Genomic DNA, 23,557 nt, shown 5'->3' with positions numbered 1-23,557 from the left:
AATCTTCAATTTCAAGATTGAAAAAGAGTGTTGTTAGAATTGTAAATTGATTGAAAAACCAATGCTCTTGGTTGTTGGCACAGTGGCATTTTCCACACCTGGCACATATGAACCACCTCCAAATGAAAGTAATTCTGGATCACCATGATTAAAGTCTTTGGCCCATAACCATAGATTGGTGCCTATTACAGAAAAGGACATACTTTCTAGGTTTAGTCTATCAACCATTTTTGAGGGTAAAGCATACGTAAGTTTGGCTTCTCTTAGTTTTATAAAAGTGGCGTCGTAAATACCTTCTGTTTCATTGCCCCTTCTATATCTGTTGTTGTGATATGCATTGGCTGCCACAATAACATCATTTGGTACAAAACTGCCATCTTCCAATTGTTTTACCCCGTCACCTATGATGCCATCGGTATGGGTGCCGCTGTCATTGGTATAGGATAAACCAGAATCGCTTATTCCTGGATGGGCTCCACCAAATTCTGGATCACGACCCCACAGAGTTTCCACAACATTACCAGAAGTTGCTGCAATTAAACGGGTTCTAGACAATAATTCACCACCTTGCCTCCAATCAAATAGAAAGTTTAAAGAGAAGTTTTTATAGGTTATGTTGTTGTTCCAGCCCAAGGAAAAGTCAGGATTAAAATTACCAAGTTTTCTAAGGGTATTGTCTTGTTGCACTAAACCTTCGTTGAAGATGACTTCACCAAAATATTGACTGTTTTCATCTTCAACAGTTCTTAAACCAGTTCCCCACATATCTCCCAAGGAACCTCCTTTTTCTGCTACAAGGTCTATACCGTTTCCGCCATAAATATACTTGTCCACACCTTCAGAAAGCTCAAGAATTTTGTTTCTGTTCAACCCAAAGTTAAAAGTGGTGTTCCATTGGAAATCTTCAGTTTTAAATGGAATTATATCCAGCAGTAATTCTACACCTTGGTTTTCTATTTCCCCAGCGTTGATTACCCTGGATGTTTTACCTGAAGTCACGGGCAGCTCAATGTCCAAAATCTGGTTTTTTGAAATAGTGTGATAATAAGTGGCATCTAAAGAAACCCTGTCTTTTAAAAACCTTAAATCGGCACCTACTTCCCATGAAGTCTGAATCTCTGGTTTTAAATCATAATTGGGTAAAGAATTAGAAGGGCTTGCAGTAGGATTGCTTCCCACTGGAGCTCCCAATAAATATGGATCTGATAATCTAAAGGGCGCAGTATCACTTCCAACTTGCGCCCAACCTGCTCTAAGTTTGGCAAAAGTAAGGGCGTCGCTATTGGTTGTTCCCATTAAATCTGATAAAATAACACTTAATGAAGCAGAAGGATAGAAATAAGAGTTGTTCTGCTCTGGAAGTGTTGAGGACCAGTCATTACGCGCTGTTAAATCTAAATACACCTTATTCTGCCACCCCAGTTGAGCGAAACCGTACAAGGAATTTATTTGCTTTTCTGGTCTGTCAATTCGTTGTACCAAAGCACCATCTGCGTTGTTAAAGGAATAAATACCGGGTAATAAAAGCTTGTTGGCCATTAATGAATTAAAGTGGTTTTTTTGAACCATTCTATTCCCACCAAAGTTTACATTTACATTCCAATCATCTTTTATGGTTTTATCATAGGTCAACAAGAAGTCCAAGTTGGTTTCCTGGAAATTGATTTTATCTTCTCTGTATTGCCCATTTGGAAAACGCTGTGTGGAATATGCTCTTTTTATGAATCTATATTCTGAAAAGAAATCCCTTCCACCTCTTAACATAAATTTCCAATTGTCAGATATATCATAGGTGGCTGATAGGTTTCCAATGATTCTATCCTTGCCAAGTCCGTTTGTATTTTCATACATAGTGAAGTATGGGTTGTCATGGTAGTTGTAATTATAGTTGAACTGCTGAAAACCGTCCAATCCATCTTGCCAATAATTTCTTAGGCTGTTTACATCTACGTTTTGACCCCACCAAATAAATAGATACATAACAGATTCTGTTCCATATCCGTTAACAGCTCTGTTATCAGAATCTGATCTTATATAATTCACCTTTGAGGAAACATGGAGCTTGTCGGACAAATCATAATCTCCTGAGAAAGAAATGGTGTTTCTTTTTAAACCGGTATTGGGCACTATGCCCTGGTTGTCAAGATTGGTGTAACTTACACGATAGTTCCCATCATCATTTGCTCCAAAAAAGGAAATATTGTTTACCAGTGTTCTTCCAGTTTCAAGAAAATTCTCAACAGGATCTCCTGGGTCTATAAATGGAGTAGGTGTAATTGTACCTCTTCTGGCTAAATCCACTCCAGATGAACCAAGAACAAAATCCAACCCATGAACATCGCCTCCTCTTAGCCCATTGGATGTTGGCGAGTCGTGCTGTGCTCTTGGTGTGCCATCTAGTCTTGGACCCCAAGATTCATCCACACCATCAAATGTTCCGTTTCCATATCCATCTTGGAATTGAAAATCAAAATTCTTTCCTTGCCCATATACCCTTTGATATTCTGGGCCCTTGAGCATGGTCTCAAAAGTGGTTTTAGAACTAAAGGAAACTCCAGACCCTCTTTTTCCCCTTCCCGACTTGGTTGTAATGATTACAGCTCCATTGGCCGCTCTAGAACCATAAAGGGCCGTTGCATTTGCACCTTTTAATACCGAGATGGATTCTACATCGTCTGGATTTATTTCGGAAGCGCCGTTACCATAATCAATATTCATGTTACTGGCACCTCCCAATGTATTTGTTCTGGTATCAGTGGTATTATTAATAGGAATACCGTCCACAACAAAAAGAGGTTGGTTATCTCCGTTCATGGAAGAGTATCCTCTAATAACCACTGAAGAAGATTGTCCAGGACCTGTTCCATTGGTTACCACTTGCACACCGGCCGTTCGACCCGATAGTGTGCTCACCAAGTTGGTACTGGTGGATTGGGAAACATCATCCCCATCAACCTTTTGTAATGAATACCCTAATGATTTTTCATCTCTTGTAATGTTCAATGCGGTAACAACTACCTCATCCAATTCTTGCGAATTCGGCTGTAAAATAATTTCTGCGGTTGTTTGGTTGGTTGCATCAAATTCTGTGGGCATATACCCTACATAGGATATTACCAAAACTTGGTTGTCTGATGGAATTTCAATTTCAAAGTTTCCATCGAAATCGGCAGCAACACCAATGTTACTCCCCTTTAGAACAACAGATGCCCCAGGAAGGGGTACATTGTTCTCATCTAAAACTTTTCCGGCAAAAGTGGTTTGGGCATACCCCAAAATACCTACTAAAAAAGTAAATACCGTTACTAGTAGTGTTCTTTTCATTTTGTTCGTATTTGTAAACTTTGATTAATTATTATTAAACAAATATCAGCGGAGAAGTTTAAGAAACTATACTATTAATATTAAATCATTGCTACTTTTACATTAAAAACATTACTAAATTGTTATCTCAATATTATTTACAAATACTCAAAAAATGTGGTATATTGCCAATGCTTCAGTATTCTTGATGATTAATTATGGAATTGTTAGAGCCAAGGTTTTGGTAAGTTTGAAAAAACCCTATTTTTAAGGTACAGGAAGTAAATAAAAGGTTAACAATGGAAGATTACCTTATTGGTATTGGAAAACGAATAAAAGAAATACGTAAAGGCAACAATAGAACGATTAGTGATATAGCATCTGGAGCAGATGTAACCAGTGGATTAATTTCTAGAATTGAGAATGGGCGAACCATTCCTTCCCTTCCTGTTTTTCTTAAAATTATCAATTCTTTGGATATTGAAGTAACTGAGTTTTTTAGTGGTATACCCCATGTTAATGGTGCAAACTTTATTGTTTCCAGAAAAGAGGAAAACAGCCTTATTGAAAAAGAGGATGAAGCTATCGGCTTCACCTACAACTATATATTTAGCAAGCAAATCTCTTCTTTAGGTTTTGAAACAGTGCTTTTGGAGGTAAAACCAAATTCTAAAAGAGAAAAGGTGAGTACGGATGCCTATGAGTTTAAATATATATTATCGGGAGAGTGTTACTATCTTATTGGTGAAGAAGAAGTGTTGTTAAAAGAAGGAGACTCTATATTTTTTGATGGTAGAATTCCACATGTACCAATAAATAGAAGCCAAGCTTCATCAAAAATGTTGGTGGTATACTTTTTTATATAAATTGAATTAATCTATTAAAATCTTTTTGAGCTCGTTTAATGAATCCAGAATATAGGTGGGATTGGCACTCAGTAGTTGTTCTCTAGTATGTGCCCCAGTAGTGACCCCAACGGTAATACCGCACTTGGCGTTTTTACCTTCTTCAATATCTATGATGGAATCACCTGCTTTTAGAACTGTGGATGGATTTTTTATTGATAGTAGGTCCATAGCCTCAAAAATCATATCGGGATTTGGTCGCCCGAGGATAACATCATCAGCGGTGACCAAGGCATCATATTGTTCCTCTAGCTTCCAGCTCATTTTATCCAAGAGTAATTGGGCAGTATTTTTATCATAGCCCGTGTTCAATGCAACCATAATGTTTTTTTCTCTTAATGTCTGTATTAGGTTTTCTACGCCCGGATAACTTTCCACTTTTAAATTTTGATAGGCATTTTCCAATAGTTTTTTAAAATTTTCAAAAATACTGGCCGCTATTGTATCTTGTTCATGGCCTTCGCAAATTTTAAGAATATCTTTTATGGCCTGGTGTTTTTCTTTACCCGCACCATGCTCCAAAACAGAATCAAGGGTTAGTAGATAACCTTCTTTATTTATGGCCTTTTGTAGGGTTTTGTATACCACATTGTCTTCATTTACCACAGTCCCTGCCATATCAAAAACAACTAGTTCTATTTTGCTCATACTAAAAATTAAAAATTTTATTTATGTTTTCTTTTGAAAATCCGGCGCTTCCTGTCATACCCTTACCTCCAATACCGGTAACTATATGAATGTTTTTATCTATTGTATGCTGAAAGATATCAGAATTTTTACTTTGAGAATATAACCCAAACCACCGATGATGAATTTTATAATTGGGAAGATTAATAATTTTTTTGGCCTCATCGATTATAAAACGGTCAATCTTCATATTTAAATCAAAACCTAGATTATCCATGTTGGACACATTTGCATATTCATGGGAATCCCCTATAATTACAGAACCATCCATGGCTTGTTTAAATAAAATATGAATCCCCCATTTTTTTTCAAAACTATTGGGGTCTTCATTGGATTTAATTGCCTTATAAGATGGACATTCATGGAAAGCCTCGTACCTTCTTATGGAAAGACCGGTAAGTATCGACCCTTTTAATGTATGATTTTCTTGTGGTTCTGTACTCATCATTTGAAGCTTACAGACTTCTAGATCACTTTCATTGAATAGGGAAGGATAGAGTGTTTTAAAATCGCTCCCATTGCAGATTAGCACTTTGGATGCCGTTAGGGCATGCCCGCTAGACGTATTTACCACTACACCGTCAATAATAGAATCACATTCCACTACACTTTTATTTTTGAAAATGTGGAGTCCCATTTCCTTTAAGTAGGAATGTAGTTTATTAATCATGGTATGGGGTTCAACAGTAACTTCCTCAGGAAAAAAAAGCCCAGCTTTAACATAGGTTTGGTTGAGACCAGGGTAAGAACCTAAACATTCCCTTTTGTTCAATAATAAAGAGGGATACCCATTCTGGACATTAATTTTTTTTAACTCTTCTAAAAGTTGAATTTCCTCTTCATTGGAAGCTATATAAATAGAACCTTCTTGCCGAACAGAAATATCAAACCTGGACTGGATTTCTTTATATATATGAAGGCTTTCCCTTCCATATGCTTGCCACTTGGTGTTCATTCCAGAGGGAACTACTTGGCCAAAATTACGAACTGTGGCTCCCATAGGTCTTTCGTTTTTTTCCACCAAAGCTACTTTTAAGCCTTTTTGCATGGCATGGTAGGCATGGAACGTTCCCAATGCGCCACCTCCAACAACTACGAGGTCATATATGTTATTCATAGGCTAGTAAGGGGTATTTGATTTGGGGAATTATGCTGTTCTTTTTTATACTTACTTTTAAAAAAACCTAGAGATATTAAAGAGATGATAAGCCCCAACCCTGCAATAAAATAACAACCATTGATCATAAACTTAAGCCAGGATAAGTTGCTTTGTCCAAAATTCTTGTACAAGAGTACTGCCATGCTTCCAAAATAGCCAAAGGCATCTGCCAAATAGATTAGGTATCCCGCATTTCCCTTAATACGAAAAGTAGCAATCATTCTATCAAAAAAAATACAATTGAAAGGAACATAACATATATAAAGCCCCAAACCAATGCCAATCATCCAAAGAAGTGCACTAATAGATTGAAGCTGAAATAAAAATGTACCAATCCCAATTACCAAGGCTCCTGCAATTAATAACACATGGTAAGAGATAAAAGCTTTGTAATTGTTCTTTACAAAACCGAAAAGCCCAATGATGACCAAAACAGAGAAAGCTACAGGAATCTCGGATAATGTATAAATGGAGGCATCTCCCTCATAGCCTACCGTATCCCATATTTCTCTAGAAAAATTGTCCCTAAAATCCCTAAGTGCCGTAAGACAAGTGTAAAACAAGATTAAAATAACGATTGGAAAAAAGAAGACCCTAAATACCTTTTTGCGGTCTTGTTTGCTCATTGGCAATCTTTCTTTTCTAAGCTCCATGTCTTCTTGGCTGGGTGGAGGAGTTTTATTAAGTAGATATGAAAAAAAAGCAAAGGGGATTAAAAATAGAGCTCCAGTAATTGCAGGCATCCAAAATTGGGAAACGTTCCATGCATTCATAACCCATAGCCCCACGGATTTGACCATCCCACTGGAAACAATAAAACTAGAACATAGAACAACACCCATGATTTCTGTAAACTTTCTCCCTTCCAAGTATGAAAACACAATGCCCCACACCATACCCAAAGGAAGGCCATTTAAGAACATAAAAATAAAATTGTAGGGAGTAGCCACAAGACCGAACAAAATTAAACTGATTTGGGCTAAAAAAATCATCCCTAAGAGGTAACTAAAGCGATTTTTGGGTTTAAGTTCCGAGACGAGTTTAATGCCAATGAACTTTGATAACATGTACCCGATTACCTGAGAGATAATCAATATAATTTTATAGTCTATTCCAAAAAGGGAAAGGTTTTCATATGTTGCCACGGCAAAAGGCTTGCGAAAAGCATACATACAGAAGTATGTGGCAAAGGCAGCAAAAGCCCCTATGGTCAAGGTTTTAATATTTTCTTTTGAGAGGCGCAAAGAACAATCTATATTAATTTACAAATACTAAATAAACAGAAGCAATATTCAACTATTTATTACTATTTGTAAATTTTTAATGGTTATTAGATTGTTATAAAAAGTTTAAGTAATGCAATTAATACATGGAATGCCATTTAATTTTCATAGAAAACTAAATCTTGTGCTTCCATTTCTGAAATGACCAATTTTACATAATCCTTTACTGTTTTATTAATATTTACAGGGTCTTCCACCTCTACAATACCCCTCCATATTAGTTCTCTTTCTTTACCAACGCAAATACAATAAAGGGATGTTTCTAAATTATAAACAGTATAATTATTGTAATACCCATCATCATAATAGATATTTTGATGACTTAGGTAATCATCCTTGAAACTACCATAAAGATTATTTATTTCTGATAATCTTGTCTTAAAGGTTTGTCTATTTTTAGACCCGACCACTTTTGTAAACAGGATTGCATCAAAATCTTTTTGGAGCAATTGTTCCTCTACTTCAGAAAGTTCTTCTTCAGACTTGGAAGAATCAATAAAGGCAACATCAAACAAATCTATGCTTCTAAAGGCCTCCACATCTTTTTTGGTAAATTCATTTTTTAGCTTGGTTTCAAAATCCAATCGTGCCCTTTCATTTTGTGTCATACCCACAATGAGCACTTTGTTTGCATGAAACAATACAGTATCTGGATTTTTCCAATTGCTAATTAGTTGAGTGGATGCGCAGCTACTTAATAAAATTCCCAAAATCAATACAATTTTTTTCATGTCTAAATAATAAAGGGTTGTCCTGTACTTTGTAAGACGGAGAACCAAAATTCCCCTTCTAGGTTCACTTTCTTTCTTTTTTTTGTCACTTCTGGTATGGGAAGGTACACATATTTGCCATTAACCTTGCCCACAACAAATTTTGTTTTACCGGCCATGGCCCCATGTATGGCATGGTAGGCAAGTTTACTACAAAAAACACTATCACTGGAATTCGCTGCAGCACTCCTTACAATATAGCTTGGGTCAATATACTTTATGGTCACTGGAATATCGGTAAAATATTCCTTGATCCTGTCTTTTAAAAAAGCACCAATATCCTGGTGTTGAATATTGCCAGATGCATCTTTAACCACATGCTTTTCCTCAAACAAATGTTGCCCAGCTCCTTCGGCCACCAAAATTACGGCATGGTGCTGCCTGTTCAGGCGTTTTTTTAAAATTTCTAGAAATCCTGTTTCTCCGTAGAGGTTAAACTTCATTTCTGGGATTAGCACAAAATTTACTACGGGCATTGCCAATGCGGCAGAGGCTGCAATAAATCCACTGTCCCGACCCATAAGCTTTACAATGGAAATACCGTTATAAGCTCCGGTGGCTTCATTGTGCGCATCCCTTAAGATTGGACTTGCAATATCAAAAGCAGTTTCAAAACCAAAGGATTTGTCAATGATATCAATATCATTGTCAATAGTTTTGGGAACACCTACCACACTTATTTTAGCCCCTCTTGCCTTTATTTCATCTGCGATTGCCGCTGCTCCCTTTAGAGTGCCATCCCCACCAATTGTAAATAGAATGTCTATATTATTTTGTATTAATGTTTTCACCATTACAGAAGGTTCTTGCCCACCTCTGGAAGACCCTAAAATGGTTCCCCCGAATTGATGAATATCCTTTACTCTATCTGGTACCAAAGGAATAAAGTTATGCCCCATTTCTGGATTAAGACCTTCATAGCCATAAGGAATGCCAATAATATCTTTAACTCCGTAAAAATAATATAGCCCCATGACTATGCTTCTAATTACGTTGTTAATTCCAGGACATAGACCACCACATGTGACTATGGCAGCCTTGGTCTTCTTTGGGTTAAAAAAAATACGTTCTCTTGGACCTGCTTTTTCCAAAAATTGAGGCTCTTCTTTTGTTTTTAGACAATGTTGATATGCCTCAAAAGAAAGGTCAAAAACATATTTGTTGCTTTTATTTATGAAGTTAAAGATTTTATCCCCTTTTTCATGTCCCAATTTCAATGGGGATTTTACGGTGGGAGTCCCAATGGAATCAATCCTAAAAGTGTGCTTTTTTTTCATCTGTTTAAATTTTATTGTTTTTATTAGCCAGATGTAATTTGCCATTTAACATTTTGGTTGGTATTATGAATTGTATTGGTTCATTTCATAGTATTTAAATAATGAACTGAAATGTGTTCCAGGGTTTAATTACTCAACCCTTTAAAAATGGTCATCCAAGCCATGGTGAGAATCAATTAACGGACCACCAGCCATTATTTCTTCAGAGGCCTGGCTAGCAAATTTGTCAAAATTAATATGGAAGGAATGTGCCAATTGAATGGTTTTACTGATATAGGCTCCTTTTTGCAACCAAGTATTCATTGGGTCCAACATTTCGGTAGGGACACCGGGACAGTATTTAGGCATATATAGCCCAAAAATAGGATGGGCATCATATTCCACCCTATCTAGTTCTCCTTCCAGAATTGCAGATATCATGGCTCTGGTGTATTTTAATTTTATTCTTGAACCAACCCCGTAAGGGCCACCACTCCAACCCGTATTGATCAACCAAACACTTACTCCTGCCTCTGTCATTTTTTTGCTCAACATTTCTGCATAGACAGTGGGGTGCAAGGGCATAAAGGGTTCTCCAAAACAGGCAGAAAAGGATGGCACGGGCTCTGTAATGCCAGCTTCTGTACCTGCAACCTTAGCGGTGTAACCAGAGATAAAATGATAAGCGGCTTGGCCTGGCGTCAATTTAGAAACTGGAGGCAATACCCCAAAGGCATCACAGGTTAAGAAGAATATATTTTTAGGGTTTTTGGCAAAGGAGGGAACTTGAATGTTGTCTATATGCTCAATAGGATAACTTACCCTTGTATTTTGTGTAATGGAACTATCAAAGAAATCTACCTCCTTTGTGCCTTTTTTAAAAACAATATTTTCTAAAAGAGCCCCTGGTCTAATAGCTTTATAAATATCTGGTTCTTTTTCTTCTGTAAGGTCTATGGCCTTGGCATAGCAGCCTCCCTCGAAGTTAAAAATAGTGTTATCCGCTGTCCAACCATGTTCGTCATCTCCAATTAGTTTTCTTTCTGGATCTGCGGATAAAGTTGTTTTCCCTGTGCCGGACAAGCCAAAGAAAATAGCTGTATCCCCAGCTTCACCAACATTGGCAGAACAGTGCATTGGTAACACTTCTTTTTCTGTTGGTAAGATGAGATTCAATGCAGAGAAAATCCCTTTTTTCATTTCGCCGGTATATGCGGAACCACCTACAAGGGCTATTTTTTTGGTAAAATTTAAAACAGAGAAGTTGCCGCTTAAAATACCAGATTCCTTAGGGTCTGGACAAATATATCCAGGTGCACAAAGAACCAACCATTCTTCTTCAAAATTCTCCAGTTCTTTTTCGTCTAATCTTAAGAACATATTTTTTATGAAATAGTTAGACCATGGATATTCCGTAATGGTTCTTACGTTCATTTGATATCTAGGGTCAGCACACACCGCTGCATCCCTTACATAAAGTTCTTTGCCAGAAAGATAACCAACTACTGCTTTATGTAATTTATCAAAATTTTCCGGTGATATACCCTTGTTTATGCGACCCCACCATACTTTGTCTACAGTGTATTCATCTTTTACCAGAAACCTGTCTTTTGGAGAGCGTCCAGTAAATTTTCCAGTATTTACGCACAATGTTCCATTTTCTGTTTCTGTGCCCATTCCTTGTTGGATAGTTATATTTTGAAGTGTTTCAGCGTCCAAATTCCAATTGGCTTTTACATCTTTAAGTCCATACTTGCTAAGATCTACACGTTTAGTTACTTTTTCTACTTTTTCCATAATTGCGCTTTGTTAAAAATTACTTATTAATTAAAATGGCCATATAATGGGCACCAATAACATTGTTGTTATAAAGAGAAACAATAAAAGAGGCGCACCAACTTTAAAATAATCCATAAACTTATAGTTGCCAGCAGCCATGACCATGGCATTTGTGGTTGTACCCACAGGAGTCAAAAAAGCTGTGGAGGCACTAATTGCCACACAAATCATATAGGGTTTTGGCGATACACCCAGTGATACTGCTGCCATAAGTGCTATTGGGGCCATAAGGACTGCCGTGGCGGAATTATTGATTGTTTGGCTGAACACTGTTGTTAGTAAAAACACGCCTCCCAGTAATGCAATGGGATGAATGGCCCCTAAAACATTGACCAACTTGTTAGCTGCCATTGCCGCCAATCCAGTTTTCTGCAAGGCCATGCCCATAGGAATCATGGCAGCAATCATTACTACGCTTGTCCAACTAATATCGTTATATGCCTTGGAAATGGGAACACATCCAGTAAGCATCATTACCCCTGCACAAATCAATGCAGCGATTGCCCCTGGAATTATTTTAAGTACTAATAATAATATCATTAAAACCAAAGTACCCAATGCGATATATGATTTTATGGAAAGCTTGTCCACATTTTTGGACATTGCTTCTGGACTTCCAGAAATCACCACATTTTCATATACGTTTTGTAATGATTCTATATTTTCCCATGAACCCCGAATAATATAGGCATCACCTGCTTTTACTTTTACATCTGTAGTGTCCAATATGGTATTGTTCCTGTAGCCTCCCAATAATTGAATGCCTGTTTTTTCAAGATAATATCCCAATGGAATGGTGCGGCCTATCAAAGTTGATTCCGGAGTAATGAGCATTTGTGCCAACCCAGCCTCATGATTTATAAACTCATTTTTTAATTCATCTTTGGTATAAGGGGTGGGAATAACACCCAGCTTAAATTTTAACATCAACCTATTTATATACTTGGCTTTGCCTTTTACAGTTATAATATCATGATATCTTAAATCGGTATTTAATTTTGGAAATTCAACAAAGGAAGGTGTTCCCTTCAAGAGGTTTGGATGTCTTCTACGAAGACGTACAAGGGAAACTTTATATTCTTTTTCAAATTCCCAATCACTTAATGTTGTTCCTATTAATGGCGACATGGAGCGAATCCTAAACCTGTATAAATCCTTACCAATGCTATAGTCCTTTATCCATTTGTGCATTTCTGAATCAATGTTTACAGGCTTATTGTTGGTTCTATTATTTGGTAACAACCGATGTCCTATATATCTAAAATATAGAATGGTTATAATTAATAAAGGAACGCCAATCAAACTAAATTCAAAAAACGAAAATGAACCCAGCCCTTTTTCAACTAGGACATTACTTACTATGATGTTTGGGGGGGTACCTGTTAAGGTCAATAATCCCCCGGTATTTGAGCCAAAAGCAACTGGCATCAATAATTTTGAGGGTAACGTAGCGGCATTCCATGCAGCAGAAACCGTTACGGGCAATAGGGTAGCTACTGTCCCCGTATTACTTACAAAACCAGAAAGAATACCAGACCCCAAGGTTACAATAACCAATAGTTTGGGAACGCTATTACTTGCCCATGAAACAAACTTTCTTCCTGCGAGGGCGGTCCATCCTGTCCTGGACAATCCTTCCCCAATAACAAATAGAGCCGCAATCATTATAACAGTAGGGCTGCTAAAGCCCGCCAAAGTTTCCTTAAGTTCCAAAATGCCAAATAGGAATAATGATAGCATGGACATTATGGCAACTACATCAGGCGGATATTTACCCCAAACGAACAGAGCAATAGTAATGACCAAAACAACAATGGTTATATACATTTTGAGGATTTTTAAAGAATCAATCCAAGGCCAAAACGGGAACGGCACTTCGCATAGTAAGCTCTTTAGTAAGAAGACCTTTGGAGGGAGCACTTTTGCTAGTATGGTTCCTTGGCATCACAGCTATCATATCAATAGAATGGCTGTCCACATAAGAAAAGATACCCTCCAGAATGTCCTGATTTTCTATAAAGGTATGCTCGGCATAAAAATCTTCTAGATAGTACATTAGTGCATTTTCATTTTTTTCATCAGCCTTGGAATAACCATATGTTCCTGGCTCATTTTGGACAGTAAGCACATGGACTTTTGCATTGAACCTTTTGGTGACGTTCAATAAGGTTGCAAGTACAGAAGTGTCTTCTATTTCATTTACTCCAAGAACTAAACTGATATTTTTTATGGAAAAATTTTCTATATTTTTTGGAACTACTATAACTGGACAGTCTGTTGCCAAAACAAGTTCAGCAGTATTTGTTGTACCTATTTTGTTTTTGGAACCAGATGTTCCCATAATGACCAAATCTGCTTTTTTGTTATTTTGGATTTCAACTATGGTTTCTGCCAATGAGTTTTTGCTTACCAACCATTCCATTGGAATTTTTAAGTTACGGGCATATTTTTCATTTAAAACCTTAAAACCCTCATCTTTTACAGAATTTGGATCAGGGGCTATATGGACCAGCACTATTTTTATTTTGCTGTCTCCAATATAATCGACCGTATACTCCAAAGCTTGGTTAGCACTTTCTGAAAAATCAAAGGGAACTAATATTGTTGAAATGTTTTCCATGTTGAATGTTGTTTTTAAGTTACACTGATTGTTGTTGATCTTGGGCCAAAATTAAAACCCATTTTCAAGGTAAAATATGATAGATGTCAGGAAATCTGGGAATAAAACCTTTGATAGTAATAAATATATAAACCTGAAGTAACCAACACTTTTTCAATAGTTAACAACGGTCATGTTTAATTAAGGATTATAGTCTGTATATAAACCTTAATTGGGTATTATGAGAACGCCCATGGGGATATTAATTTTCATCAAACTTAAAAATTGAAACAGGATACTTAAAAAAACCAGTTAGCTACAAGCTATTATGATAGATTTCGTATTGCTCTTGTGTTAAACACAAGTTTTTAAATAATTCCAGCAGCAAATACAGAATGGAGAACATGATTTTTATCATAGTTTTTTTGTCTGCATGAAACTTACTTTGTGTAAGATAAATGTAAATGCATGTGCAATTTAGTTCAAAAATATAATGTTCCCGGTCCTAGGTATACCAGTTACCCCACTGTTCCCTATTGGGACATGAGTACCTTTTCTGGTAAAAAATGGGAAGAAACTTTAAAACAAAGTTTTAAGGAAAGCAATGGGAAGGATGGTATAAGCCTATATATTCATTTGCCGTTTTGTGAGAGTATATGCACTTTTTGTGGTTGTCATAAGAGAATTACAAAACGACATGAAGTTGAGGTTCCTTATATAAATTCGGTACTGAAAGAATGGAGTTTATATTGTAATCTTTTTGATGGTAAACCACGAATCAAAGAACTTCACCTTGGAGGAGGCACTCCTACTTTCTTTACCCCTGAAAACTTGGTTATGTTAATCGATGGTATTTTTAAGCGCGCTACCAAGGATAAAGATGCTGTTTTCAGTTTTGAGGGGCACCCTAATAATACTTCAAAAACACACCTACAGGCATTGTACAATGTGGGATTTTCCAAAGTAAGTTTTGGAATCCAAGATTACAATGAAGAAGTCCAGAAAGCCATACATAGAATACAGCCTTTTGCTAATGTAAAAAATGTCTCAAAATGGGCTCACGAAATTGGCTATACCTCTGTTGGGCATGATATAATTTACGGTCTTCCCTTTCAAAAATTGGAACATATACAGGAAACCGTGGCAAAAACCAAAGAACTAAAACCAGACCGTTTGGCATTTTATAGTTATGCCCATGTCCCCTGGTTAAAAGGGAATGGGCAAAGGGGCTATAGGGATGCAGATTTGCCATCAGCAAAGGTGAAAAGGGATATGTATGAGAAAGGCAAGGAATTATTGCTGCAGGCAGGTTACCACGAAATAGGGATGGATCATTTTGCACTAGAGAACGACGAACTATACCTATCCATGAAAGAAGGTAATCTACACCGAAATTTTATGGGGTATACATCTTCCAGAACACGGTTAATGGTTGGGTTGGGAGTTTCCAGTATTAGTGATAGCTGGTACAGCTTTGCACAAAATGTAAAGGGTTTGGAGGAATACAATCACTTGGTGGATAACAATATAATACCCATTTATAGAGGGCATATCCTAACGGATAATGACCAGATAATTAGGAGCCATATTCTAAATTTGATGTGTAACTTCAAAACATCTTGGTATCAAGCGAATGAAATTTTTCCTGAGTTAGAAGAAGTGCTTTTTAAGCTTAAGGAAATGGAAAAAGATAATCTAATACAAATCCAAGAAAAGGAAATTGAAGTCAGAGAGCAGGGAAGGCCTTTTATTAGAAATATATGCATGGCCTTTGATATGTTATTACATAAGAATCAGCCAGAAAAAAAGCTGTTTTCCATGACTATATAATAAACAATCTAAATATTTTATACTATGAAATCAATTATTGTCCCAGTCGATTTTTCTGAACAATCAGAATACGCATTAAAAATTGCGGCATCACTTGCCAAGGAACACAAAGCTGAAATTTTAGTCCTTCATATGCTGGAGTTATCAACAGCAATGATTTCTTCCGCCGAAGGAGTGCAAGTTGATCAGGCAGTATTTTTTATGAAGTTGGCGGAGAAGCAGTTCGAAACCTTTTTAGACAAACCATATTTAAAAGATGTGGAAGTAACTCCCATTATAAAACATTATAAGGTCTTTAATGAGGTAAATGAGATTGCTGAAAAGCACAATGCAGATATGATAATTATGGGTTCCCATGGTACAGATGGTTTAAAGGAAATTTTTATTGGATCTAATACGGAGAAAATGGTACGCCATTCTAATATTCCTGTTTTGGTAATAAAAGAGGATATGCCCAATTTTAAAATTAAGAACATTGTTTTTGCCAGTAACTTTGACCAAGAGAATCTTATGGCATACGAAAAAGCCTCAGCTTTTGCCAATGCTCTCTCTGCAAAGTTGGAATTGGTATATATTAATGTCCCTGGAGATAATTTTTTGAGCACAGCGGATGCATATAAAAAGATAACCAAGTTCTTGGATTGGGCCGGACTTGGTCAGGCTGTAGAGATTTATAATGATTATACTGTAGAAAAAGGAATCCTTAATTATAGTGATATGGTAAATGCCGATTTAATCGCTATCCCTACGCATGGTCGAAAAGGACTGTCACATTTCTTTATGGGCAGTATTGGGGAGGATATTGCGAACCACTCTAAAATACCTGTGGTCACTTTTAAAATATAGTTGTTTAGATTGTTGTAAATAGGAAGCAAGGGATGTCCAAAAGGGACATCCCTTGTTTATTTATACATCTTTTCCCTTCATCATTTTGTTCCAATACAAATAAGGAAGGCCATATTTTTTCAGCATCCATAGACGCCAATGTTCCTTTGCACTGTTAAACACCAGCATTCGTTTTAGTTTGGGGTCTGGTGTAAAGTTATTGTCATAGTCAAACTCTCCCAACACCATTTTTCCATAAGCTGTAACCAATGGACAAGAAGAGTAACCATTATATGATTTATTGGTTGCTTTCTTATTTTTCATCAATTTTAAAATGTTATCTACGACCACAGGAACCTGTTTTCTAATGGCAGCCCCTGTTTTGGCAGTTGGCAATGCGGCCACGTCCCCAAGGCCAAAAATGTTATTGTATTTATTGTGTTGTAGGGAATGGTGATCTACATCCAACCATCCGGCCTCATTTACCAAAACAGATTCTTTGACAAATTTTGGAGCTGTTTGTGGGGGAGCCAAATGAAGCATATCAAAAGGCATCTCAATAATGGCTTCTCCCATCATGGTCTCTCCTAAAGTATTGTCTTCAGTAATTACGCACTGGTTTTCGCCTTTAGCTGTATTTTTAAAATAGACAATTTTTTTATCAGCATCAATTTTATACGGAGCGTAGAAGGGTTTAAAATGAATCCCATAACGATCTATAACCTTCATTAAGGTTTCTTTTATAACTTTTACACCAAAAATAACGGTTCCCGGGGTAGCGAAAATGACGTTCGATTTGTTTGCCACACCATTTTTTCTAAAATAATCAGCAGCCAAATACGCAATTTTTTGCGGAGCTCCACCACATTTAATAGGAGTAGTGGGCTGGGTAAAAACAGCGTTGCCGCCCTTAAAGTTTTTTATGACATCCCAGGTATGTTCTGGATCCGTATAATTACTACATACAACACCTTTGCCCAATGCTTCAGGAAGCCCTTCAATTAAGGATAAATCCATGACCAGTCCAGGGGCCACTACCAAGTAGTCATAGGTAATGTTACCTCTTGATTTTGTGGAAACACTATTCTTTTCTGGCTCAAAACCATTGGCATAATCTTTTATCCATGTCACTCCTTTTGGAATAAGATTTTCCATAGGCCTAGCAGTTTTCTTAAAATCATAAGTGCCCGCGCCTACCAAAGTCCAAGCAGGTTGATAATAATGGGTGTCAGATGGTTCAATAATGGCTATGTCTAAATTCTTGTGTTTTTTTTGCATTTGGGCTGCAACCATTATTCCTGCGGTACCGCCTCCTATGATAACAATTTGATGATGTGTTTTCATTATAACATTGTTGTGGGTTCTATATATTTTGATAATTCTATTTTACCTTTTTTTGCTTCATCAAAACCACCAATCATATCGGTAAAATTATCCCAACCTCTTTGCTTTAATATAGAAGCCGCAATCATACTTCTATACCCGCCCGCGCAATGAAGAACAAAGGCTTTGTCTTTTGGAAATTGTGATAAATGTTGGTTTATTTCATTTAGAGGAACATTAATGGCCCCAATAATATGCTCAGAATCAAATTCGCTTTTCTTTCTTATATCAAAAACAAGGGGAGTTTCATTTTGATACATTTTTTCAAATTCCGCTACAGTAATTCTATTAATGGTTTCAAATTCTTTTCCAGCTTCTTGCCAACTTTTAAAACCACCTTTTAGGAAACCAATTGTTTTATCATATCCAACTCTTGATAATCTAGTAATGGTCTCTTCCTCTTTTCCGGGTTCTGTGATTATTAGTATTTCTTGTTTTATATCAGGAATCATTTCTCCAACCCATTGGGCAAAACTACCGTCTAGACCAATATTAATGCTGTTTGGAACATAACCCTTCGCAAAATCTTTAGCGTCTCTGGTATCAAGCATTAATGCCCTTGTCTCATTTGATGCTGCTTCAAAAGCTTCCGCGGACAAAGGTTTTTCGCCTCTTTCCATAATAGTATCTAAACTTTCATACCCTTTTATGTTCATTAAAACATTTTGAGGGAAGTATCCTGGAGGAGCCGTTAAACCTGTAAGTAGCTCCTTTATAAATTCTTCTTTGGACATATCTGCTCTAAGAGCATAATTGGTTTTTTTCTGATGCCCCAAAGTATCTGAAGTTTCCTTACTCATCATTTTACCACAAGCAGATCCAGCACCATGGTTAGGATATACAATTAAATCATCACTTAACGGCATTATCTTATTTCTCAAAGAGTCAAAAAGATGGCCCGCCAATTTTTCTTCTGTAAGTTCTGAAACGACATGTTGCGCCAAGTCTGGTCTTCCTACATCACCAATAAACAATGTGTCTCCCGTAATAATACCATGCTCTTTGTCTTTTTCATCAATTAGTAAATAAGTAGTACTTTCCATGGTATGCCCTGGGGTATGAATTACTTTAACTTTGTAGTTGCCTACCTCAAATATTTGGTTGTCTTTGGCGATTATGGCATCGTAACTTGGTTTAGCTGTTGGGCCAAAAATAATATTGGCCCCGGTCTTTTCTTTTAAATCCAAATGCCCACTAACAAAATCGGCATGAAAATGGGTTTCAAAAACATATTTTATTTTTGCATTGTCCTTTTTTGCCCTATTTATGTAGGGTTGCACTTCTCTTAATGGGTCAAAAATTGCTGCTTCGCCATTGCTTTCCAAATAGTAGGCGGCATGTGCCAAACATCCTGTATAAATTTGTTCTATTTTCATGATTAAAGCTTTTAAGTTTTTTCTGTATTCAAGGTATAACTGATTAATAATGTATACAGTAACCAATGTTACAAAACTCAAAATTTTTAATATAAAATCATATGATATAGATCAACTAGCAGATAAAAATGATAGTATTATACTTTCGGAAATAACAAGTTACAAAAGATCCTTTTCGGGAAGAAAGGAGGCTTATAAGTTGTATTGAAAAAAGGGGGTCAAAAACATATGCTTTTGACCCCCTTTTTACTGGGATAGATAAATAGCTTTATGCTTGGTTAGAGTAATTTCATACTTTTTGGGTCCCAGTTAATAGGTTTTCCTTGGTAATAACTTTCATTGGCCAAAAGAGCTGCTCCAGCAGCCCTTAATCCAAACGTTGGATTTTCAATGATTTCTTTTTTTCCACGAATGCCTTGGAAGAAATTATAAAAGTGGTCGTAGTGCCCTCCTTTATAATCAGAAGGAGCTTTATAAGTGGTTTCCCCAATGTTCAATTCAGATTTTCTATTTTCAGGATTGGCTAGGGAATGAGCTTTTAAAATCTTTTTTTGGTTTTCTTCTGTATATGCAATTAATGAATAGCTACTTGGAGTCATTCCCAATTTGGAACGGGTAAGTTTTACCGAATTGGAACTTACCTCCATTTCTCCTTCCGTACCAACCAAACGAAAACCTCCTCCGCCACCTGAACCTGCAATAAAGTTAACTCTAAAGGATGCGTTGAAGGCAGCATGCGTTTTTGTTTCTGGATAATCATAGAAAGTAAGGGTAACATCTGGTACATCTCTACCATCTTTCCAATATCTTAACCCCCCTGTGGACAGAGCTCTGTTGGGACCATCGGAACTAAGAATAAAATTTAATGTAGAAAATGCATGGACAAATAGATCACCGGCAACCCCTGTGCCATAATCTTTATAGTTTCTCCATCTAAAAAAACGTGTTGCATCATAGGGCACTTTAGGGGCTCTTCCCAAAAATGCATCAAAATCTATTGTATTGGGGTTGGCGTCTGGTGGTACGGGGTACTGCCAAGCACCTTCAGAAGAATAACGGTCATTGTACATGTCTAACATGACCATTTCTCCAATGGCTCCATCTTCATATAATTGTTTGGCTTTTTCATTTCCAAGGGAGGACATTCCTTGACTACCCACTTGACATATTATACCAGTATCTTTTTGAACTTTAATAATTTCATGACCCTCTTCAAAATTTTGGACCATGGGCTTTTCACAATAAACAGCTTTACCCGCTTTCATTGCATCAATGGTAATTCTTTTGTGCCAATGATCAGGCACTGCAACAATAACGGCATCAACATCCTTTCTATCAAGAATTTTGCGATAATCCCTAGTTACAAATAGTCCTTCTCCCCAAAGTTCTTTTGCACGATCTAATCTACCAGTGTATAAGTCACAGGCAGCAACCAACTTAACACCATTTACTTTTAAAGCTGAGGTCGTATCATATATCCCTTGGATTCCCGAACCTATTAGGGCCAGATTTATTTGGTCATTTGCAGAATATTCCCTTTTTTCATATATCCTCTCTAGGAATAATTCTTCCTTATATGAAGATGCATATATATAAGGAGTAGACGTTATTGCCGCAGAACCTAGTGCTGCTTTTTTTAAAAAAGACCTTCTGGTTTTATTGTTGTTCATAATATTGGGTTTGAGTTGGTATGTAACTGAAAAGTACACTTTTTATATCCTCAAGCCAAAATAATAGTCCAGTAATAATTTAATGACATTCCATAGAACTGGTAGCGATTTCCAACGATTGAACAGGTGGAGATATATAAGGAATCCCTAGACCTAGGCCTCTTAGTATAAAAAGAGCACCAATAATAATTACTACGATTGGAATTAATTTTTGAACCCTTTTACGTGTAACTCCTTTTAGAAATCCACTAAAATATATAACAGAGGTCATTAGAGGAATAGTTCCAAGTCCGAATAATATCATATAGATAGAACCATTTAAAGGGTTGCCTAGAGCAATAGCACCAAAAAGAGCCATATAGACAAGACCGCAAGGTAAAAATCCATTTAAAAAACCAATGGTCAAGAAGGTGTCGGGAGTTTTCTTTTTAAGTTCCTTGCCCAATTTATTTTTAACTTTTGAAATAAGTTTATATACTGGTTTTGAGAGATTATATTTATTAAAAATTCTTAAGGGAATTAAAACAGACACAATCATAAGAGCACCTATAAATATTGATAGTTTTTGTTGCATTCCAAAAACAAAAAGCCCTTTGCCCAAAAGCCCAAAGACCAATCCTATTATTCCATAGGAAAGCAACCTGCCAAAATGATATATAAGTATTTGCGAGCCTTTTTTTAAATTATTGGTTCTATCCACTGGAAGCATAAATGCTATAGGGCCACACATGCCAACACAGTGCAAGCTTCCCATTAATCCCAATATAATAGCTGCCAAAAACATTTTAGTAGGTTATACTTTCTTTATGTAAAAAACTTTTTCCATTTTCTTCCCAAGAAATTTTTATATCCCAACGACCATCCAATAAGCGTTTGTCAGGTATGAGCAAATGTGTAGTGGATAAACTTATGGGTAAGTTAAAATCCAAGTGCTTATTAGATGGCCTATATAAGGATATTGTTCCTTTTAACCGCTGATAATTTATTTCTTTGGGGAATTTAATGACCAAACCTTCTGAAGTTTTTTCAATTTCAATTTTTTCCGATAGGGCATTGCTGTTTTTTTCCGCATCAATTTCTTTTTGGTATTCTAGCTCTGCCTTATAATATTCTTCTGTAACCAAATCATGGTTGGCTTTGTTATCAGTGCTCATTTTTACCACAAAGAATAGAATAAACCCAATAAAGGCTATAAATGATAATACGATTCCTGTTCCCCAGTTTATTTTCATGTTGTTTCTATTTTTTATTTATAGCTTCTGGGCGCTAAAAACCGCGCAGTAGTTGTTTCAATTAATTTGTCGCCGCTATACACCCCAATTCTTAGTTTGTCTTTATCTCCGTTCAAAGCAGAATTATTAATTTCAATAAACAAGGTTCCCTCAGCCAAGTCCTCAGCTGGGACATCAAAATTTTGATGGGTTACCAGCTCTATTGTTCCTTTATGGGATAACAACCTAAAACTAACGTCTTCAACATTTTTAGTTGTTTTATTCATTAATTTATAGGTGTATACATTGCTGATAATGTTCCCTTCTTTGTGTTCGTACAATTGTCCAGGTAAACGTAAAATATTAGCTTCCAGATCATTTCTTAAAAACAGCATGCCCACTAAAACCCCTATAAGAATGACCAGTACAGCAGTGTATCCTTTTAACCTAGGTGTAAATTTGAATTTTTCTTTTTTCTGAATTTCATCTTCACTTGCATAACGAATCAATCCTTTTGGCAAATCAACTTTTTCCATTATGGCATCACATTCATCAATACAGGCGGTACAGTTTACACATTCTAGTTGTGTACCATTTCTAATATCTATACCAGTTGGACATACATTTACACACTGGTTGCAATCAATGCAATCTCCATAACCAAGTTCTGTTCTATTTTCATTTTTTCTATATTTTTTACGTCCCTTTTCTCCTTCACCTCTTTTGTGGTCATAGGCCACGATTATTGATTTGTTGTCTAACAGTACACCTTGCAACCTACCATAAGGGCAGGCTATAATGCACACTTGTTCCCTAAACCAAGCAAAAATAAAATAGAAGACCGCAGTAAATATCAACAGAGAAATAAGTGTGCTCACATGCTGTAGAGGCCCATCTGTAATGTAGGTTATCAACCTATCACTGCCTATTAAATATGCAAGGAATACATTGGCAATAAGAAAGGAAATAATAAAAAAGATTATCCATTTAAGGACACGTTTTCTAATTTTTTCAGCATTCCATGGCTGTCTGTCCAATCTTATTTGAGCACCACGGTCTCCATCTATCCAATATTCTATTCTGCGGAAGACCATTTCCAAAAAAATGGTTTGCGGACACATCCATCCACAGAAAATACGGCCAAAAGCTACAGTAAAGAGGGTAATGAAAATAACACCGGTAATCATTGAGATTACAAATAGATGAAAATCTTGTGGCCAAAAAGGGAAACCAAAAATGTTGAAACGTCTTTCTAGAACATTGAACATTAAAAATTGGTTGCCATTGATTTTCACAAAAGGAGCAAATATCAAAAACAGTAAAAGACCGTAACTAACCCATTTACGATAGTTGTAAAACTTGCCACTGGGCTTTTTTGGGAATACCCAAGCACGTTTCCCTTCTTGGTTTATGGTGCCTATTGAGTCCCTAAAATTATCGTCCATTACTTTTTGTTTATCT

18 protein-coding genes are annotated in these 23,557 nt (G+C 36.5%); 3 read left to right on the top strand and 15 right to left on the bottom strand.

The annotated features are described in order from the left end of the window. Positions 1-33: 33 nt before the first annotated feature. Positions 34-3,324 (bottom strand): SusC/RagA family TonB-linked outer membrane protein, encoded by a 3,291-nt coding sequence (locus GGR42_RS08960; protein ID WP_167963012.1) that lies wholly within the window; start codon positions 3,322-3,324, stop codon positions 34-36. 278 nt (positions 3,325-3,602) lie between these two features. Here GGR42_RS08960 and GGR42_RS08955 point away from each other — a divergent pair, with 278 nt between their 5' ends. Next, the gene (locus GGR42_RS08955; protein ID WP_167963010.1) at positions 3,603-4,169 is read left to right on the top strand and encodes a helix-turn-helix domain-containing protein; all 567 of its coding nucleotides are present in this window, start codon (positions 3,603-3,605) and stop codon (positions 4,167-4,169) included. Between the two features lie 6 nt (positions 4,170-4,175). On the opposite strand, the gene GGR42_RS08950 is transcribed toward GGR42_RS08955, so the two are convergent. The 8 genes from GGR42_RS08950 to GGR42_RS08915 form a co-directional block, all read right to left on the bottom strand. Beyond that, complete coding sequence (locus GGR42_RS08950) at positions 4,176-4,856, bottom strand: phosphonatase-like hydrolase (protein ID WP_167963008.1); 681 nt, start codon at positions 4,854-4,856, stop codon at positions 4,176-4,178. A gap of 1 nt (position 4,857) precedes the next feature. Beyond that, complete coding sequence (locus GGR42_RS08945) at positions 4,858-6,012, bottom strand: TIGR03364 family FAD-dependent oxidoreductase (RefSeq protein ID WP_167963006.1); 1,155 nt, start codon at positions 6,010-6,012, stop codon at positions 4,858-4,860. Beyond that, complete coding sequence (locus tag GGR42_RS08940; RefSeq protein ID WP_167963004.1) at positions 6,009-7,298, bottom strand: DUF5690 family protein; 1,290 nt, start codon at positions 7,296-7,298, stop codon at positions 6,009-6,011. The genes GGR42_RS08945 and GGR42_RS08940 overlap by 4 nt, the downstream gene beginning before the upstream one ends. A 137-nt stretch (positions 7,299-7,435) precedes the next feature. Beyond that, positions 7,436-8,068: a hypothetical protein gene (locus GGR42_RS08935; RefSeq protein ID WP_167963002.1), complete on the bottom strand. Its 633-nt coding sequence runs from the start codon at positions 8,066-8,068 to the stop codon at positions 7,436-7,438. 2 nt (positions 8,069-8,070) lie between these two features. After that, on the bottom strand, positions 8,071-9,384 hold the full coding sequence (locus GGR42_RS08930; RefSeq protein ID WP_167963000.1) for an ATP-dependent 6-phosphofructokinase: 1,314 nt from the start codon (positions 9,382-9,384) through the stop codon (positions 8,071-8,073). Between the two features lie 141 nt (positions 9,385-9,525). Then, positions 9,526-11,160, bottom strand: coding sequence for a phosphoenolpyruvate carboxykinase (ATP) (pckA, locus tag GGR42_RS08925; protein WP_167962998.1), 1,635 nt, complete (start codon positions 11,158-11,160; stop codon positions 9,526-9,528). Between the two features lie 30 nt (positions 11,161-11,190). Further along, positions 11,191-13,029 (bottom strand): SLC13 family permease, encoded by a 1,839-nt coding sequence (locus tag GGR42_RS08920; protein WP_167962996.1) that lies wholly within the window; start codon positions 13,027-13,029, stop codon positions 11,191-11,193. A 19-nt stretch (positions 13,030-13,048) separates the two neighbouring features. Then, positions 13,049-13,822: a universal stress protein gene (locus GGR42_RS08915; RefSeq protein WP_167962994.1), complete on the bottom strand. Its 774-nt coding sequence runs from the start codon at positions 13,820-13,822 to the stop codon at positions 13,049-13,051. Positions 13,823-14,269: 447 nt separating this feature from the next. On the opposite strand from GGR42_RS08915, the gene hemN reads away from it, so the two are divergent. Both hemN and GGR42_RS08905 read left to right on the top strand, forming a co-directional pair. Continuing rightward, the gene (hemN, locus tag GGR42_RS08910; protein WP_167962992.1) at positions 14,270-15,631 is read left to right on the top strand and encodes an oxygen-independent coproporphyrinogen III oxidase; all 1,362 of its coding nucleotides are present in this window, start codon (positions 14,270-14,272) and stop codon (positions 15,629-15,631) included. 24 nt (positions 15,632-15,655) lie between these two features. Next, positions 15,656-16,477 carry a universal stress protein gene (locus tag GGR42_RS08905; RefSeq protein ID WP_167962990.1) on the top strand — a complete coding sequence of 274 codons (822 nt, stop codon included), beginning with the start codon at positions 15,656-15,658 and terminating at the stop codon, positions 16,475-16,477. Positions 16,478-16,537: 60 nt separating this feature from the next. Here the strand turns inward: GGR42_RS08905 and GGR42_RS08900 are convergent, their stop codons facing one another. The 6 genes from GGR42_RS08900 to ccoG form a co-directional block, all read right to left on the bottom strand. Further along, on the bottom strand, positions 16,538-17,800 hold the full coding sequence (locus GGR42_RS08900; RefSeq protein WP_167962988.1) for an NAD(P)/FAD-dependent oxidoreductase: 1,263 nt from the start codon (positions 17,798-17,800) through the stop codon (positions 16,538-16,540). Then, positions 17,800-19,215: an MBL fold metallo-hydrolase gene (locus GGR42_RS08895; RefSeq protein WP_167962986.1), complete on the bottom strand. Its 1,416-nt coding sequence runs from the start codon at positions 19,213-19,215 to the stop codon at positions 17,800-17,802. The genes GGR42_RS08900 and GGR42_RS08895 overlap by 1 nt, the downstream gene beginning before the upstream one ends. 278 nt (positions 19,216-19,493) lie before the next feature. After that, the gene (locus GGR42_RS08890; RefSeq protein ID WP_167962984.1) at positions 19,494-20,885 is read right to left on the bottom strand and encodes a Gfo/Idh/MocA family protein; all 1,392 of its coding nucleotides are present in this window, start codon (positions 20,883-20,885) and stop codon (positions 19,494-19,496) included. A 79-nt stretch (positions 20,886-20,964) separates the two neighbouring features. Continuing rightward, positions 20,965-21,669, bottom strand: a complete 705-nt coding sequence (locus tag GGR42_RS08885; RefSeq protein WP_167962982.1) for a sulfite exporter TauE/SafE family protein — start codon at positions 21,667-21,669, stop codon at positions 20,965-20,967. A gap of 1 nt (position 21,670) precedes the next feature. Next, positions 21,671-22,117, bottom strand: a complete 447-nt coding sequence (locus tag GGR42_RS08880; protein ID WP_167962980.1) for a FixH family protein — start codon at positions 22,115-22,117, stop codon at positions 21,671-21,673. Between the two features lie 14 nt (positions 22,118-22,131). Then, positions 22,132-23,541: a cytochrome c oxidase accessory protein CcoG gene (gene ccoG, locus GGR42_RS08875; RefSeq protein ID WP_167962978.1), complete on the bottom strand. Its 1,410-nt coding sequence runs from the start codon at positions 23,539-23,541 to the stop codon at positions 22,132-22,134. Positions 23,542-23,557: the final 16 nt, after the last annotated feature.

Source organism: Saonia flava (assembly GCF_011927795.1).
GTDB classification, from domain to species: Bacteria; Bacteroidota; Bacteroidia; order Flavobacteriales; family Flavobacteriaceae; genus Saonia; species Saonia flava.
The sequence above is the reverse complement of the archived record's forward strand: the minus strand, read 5'-3'. Positions and strand labels throughout refer to the sequence as shown.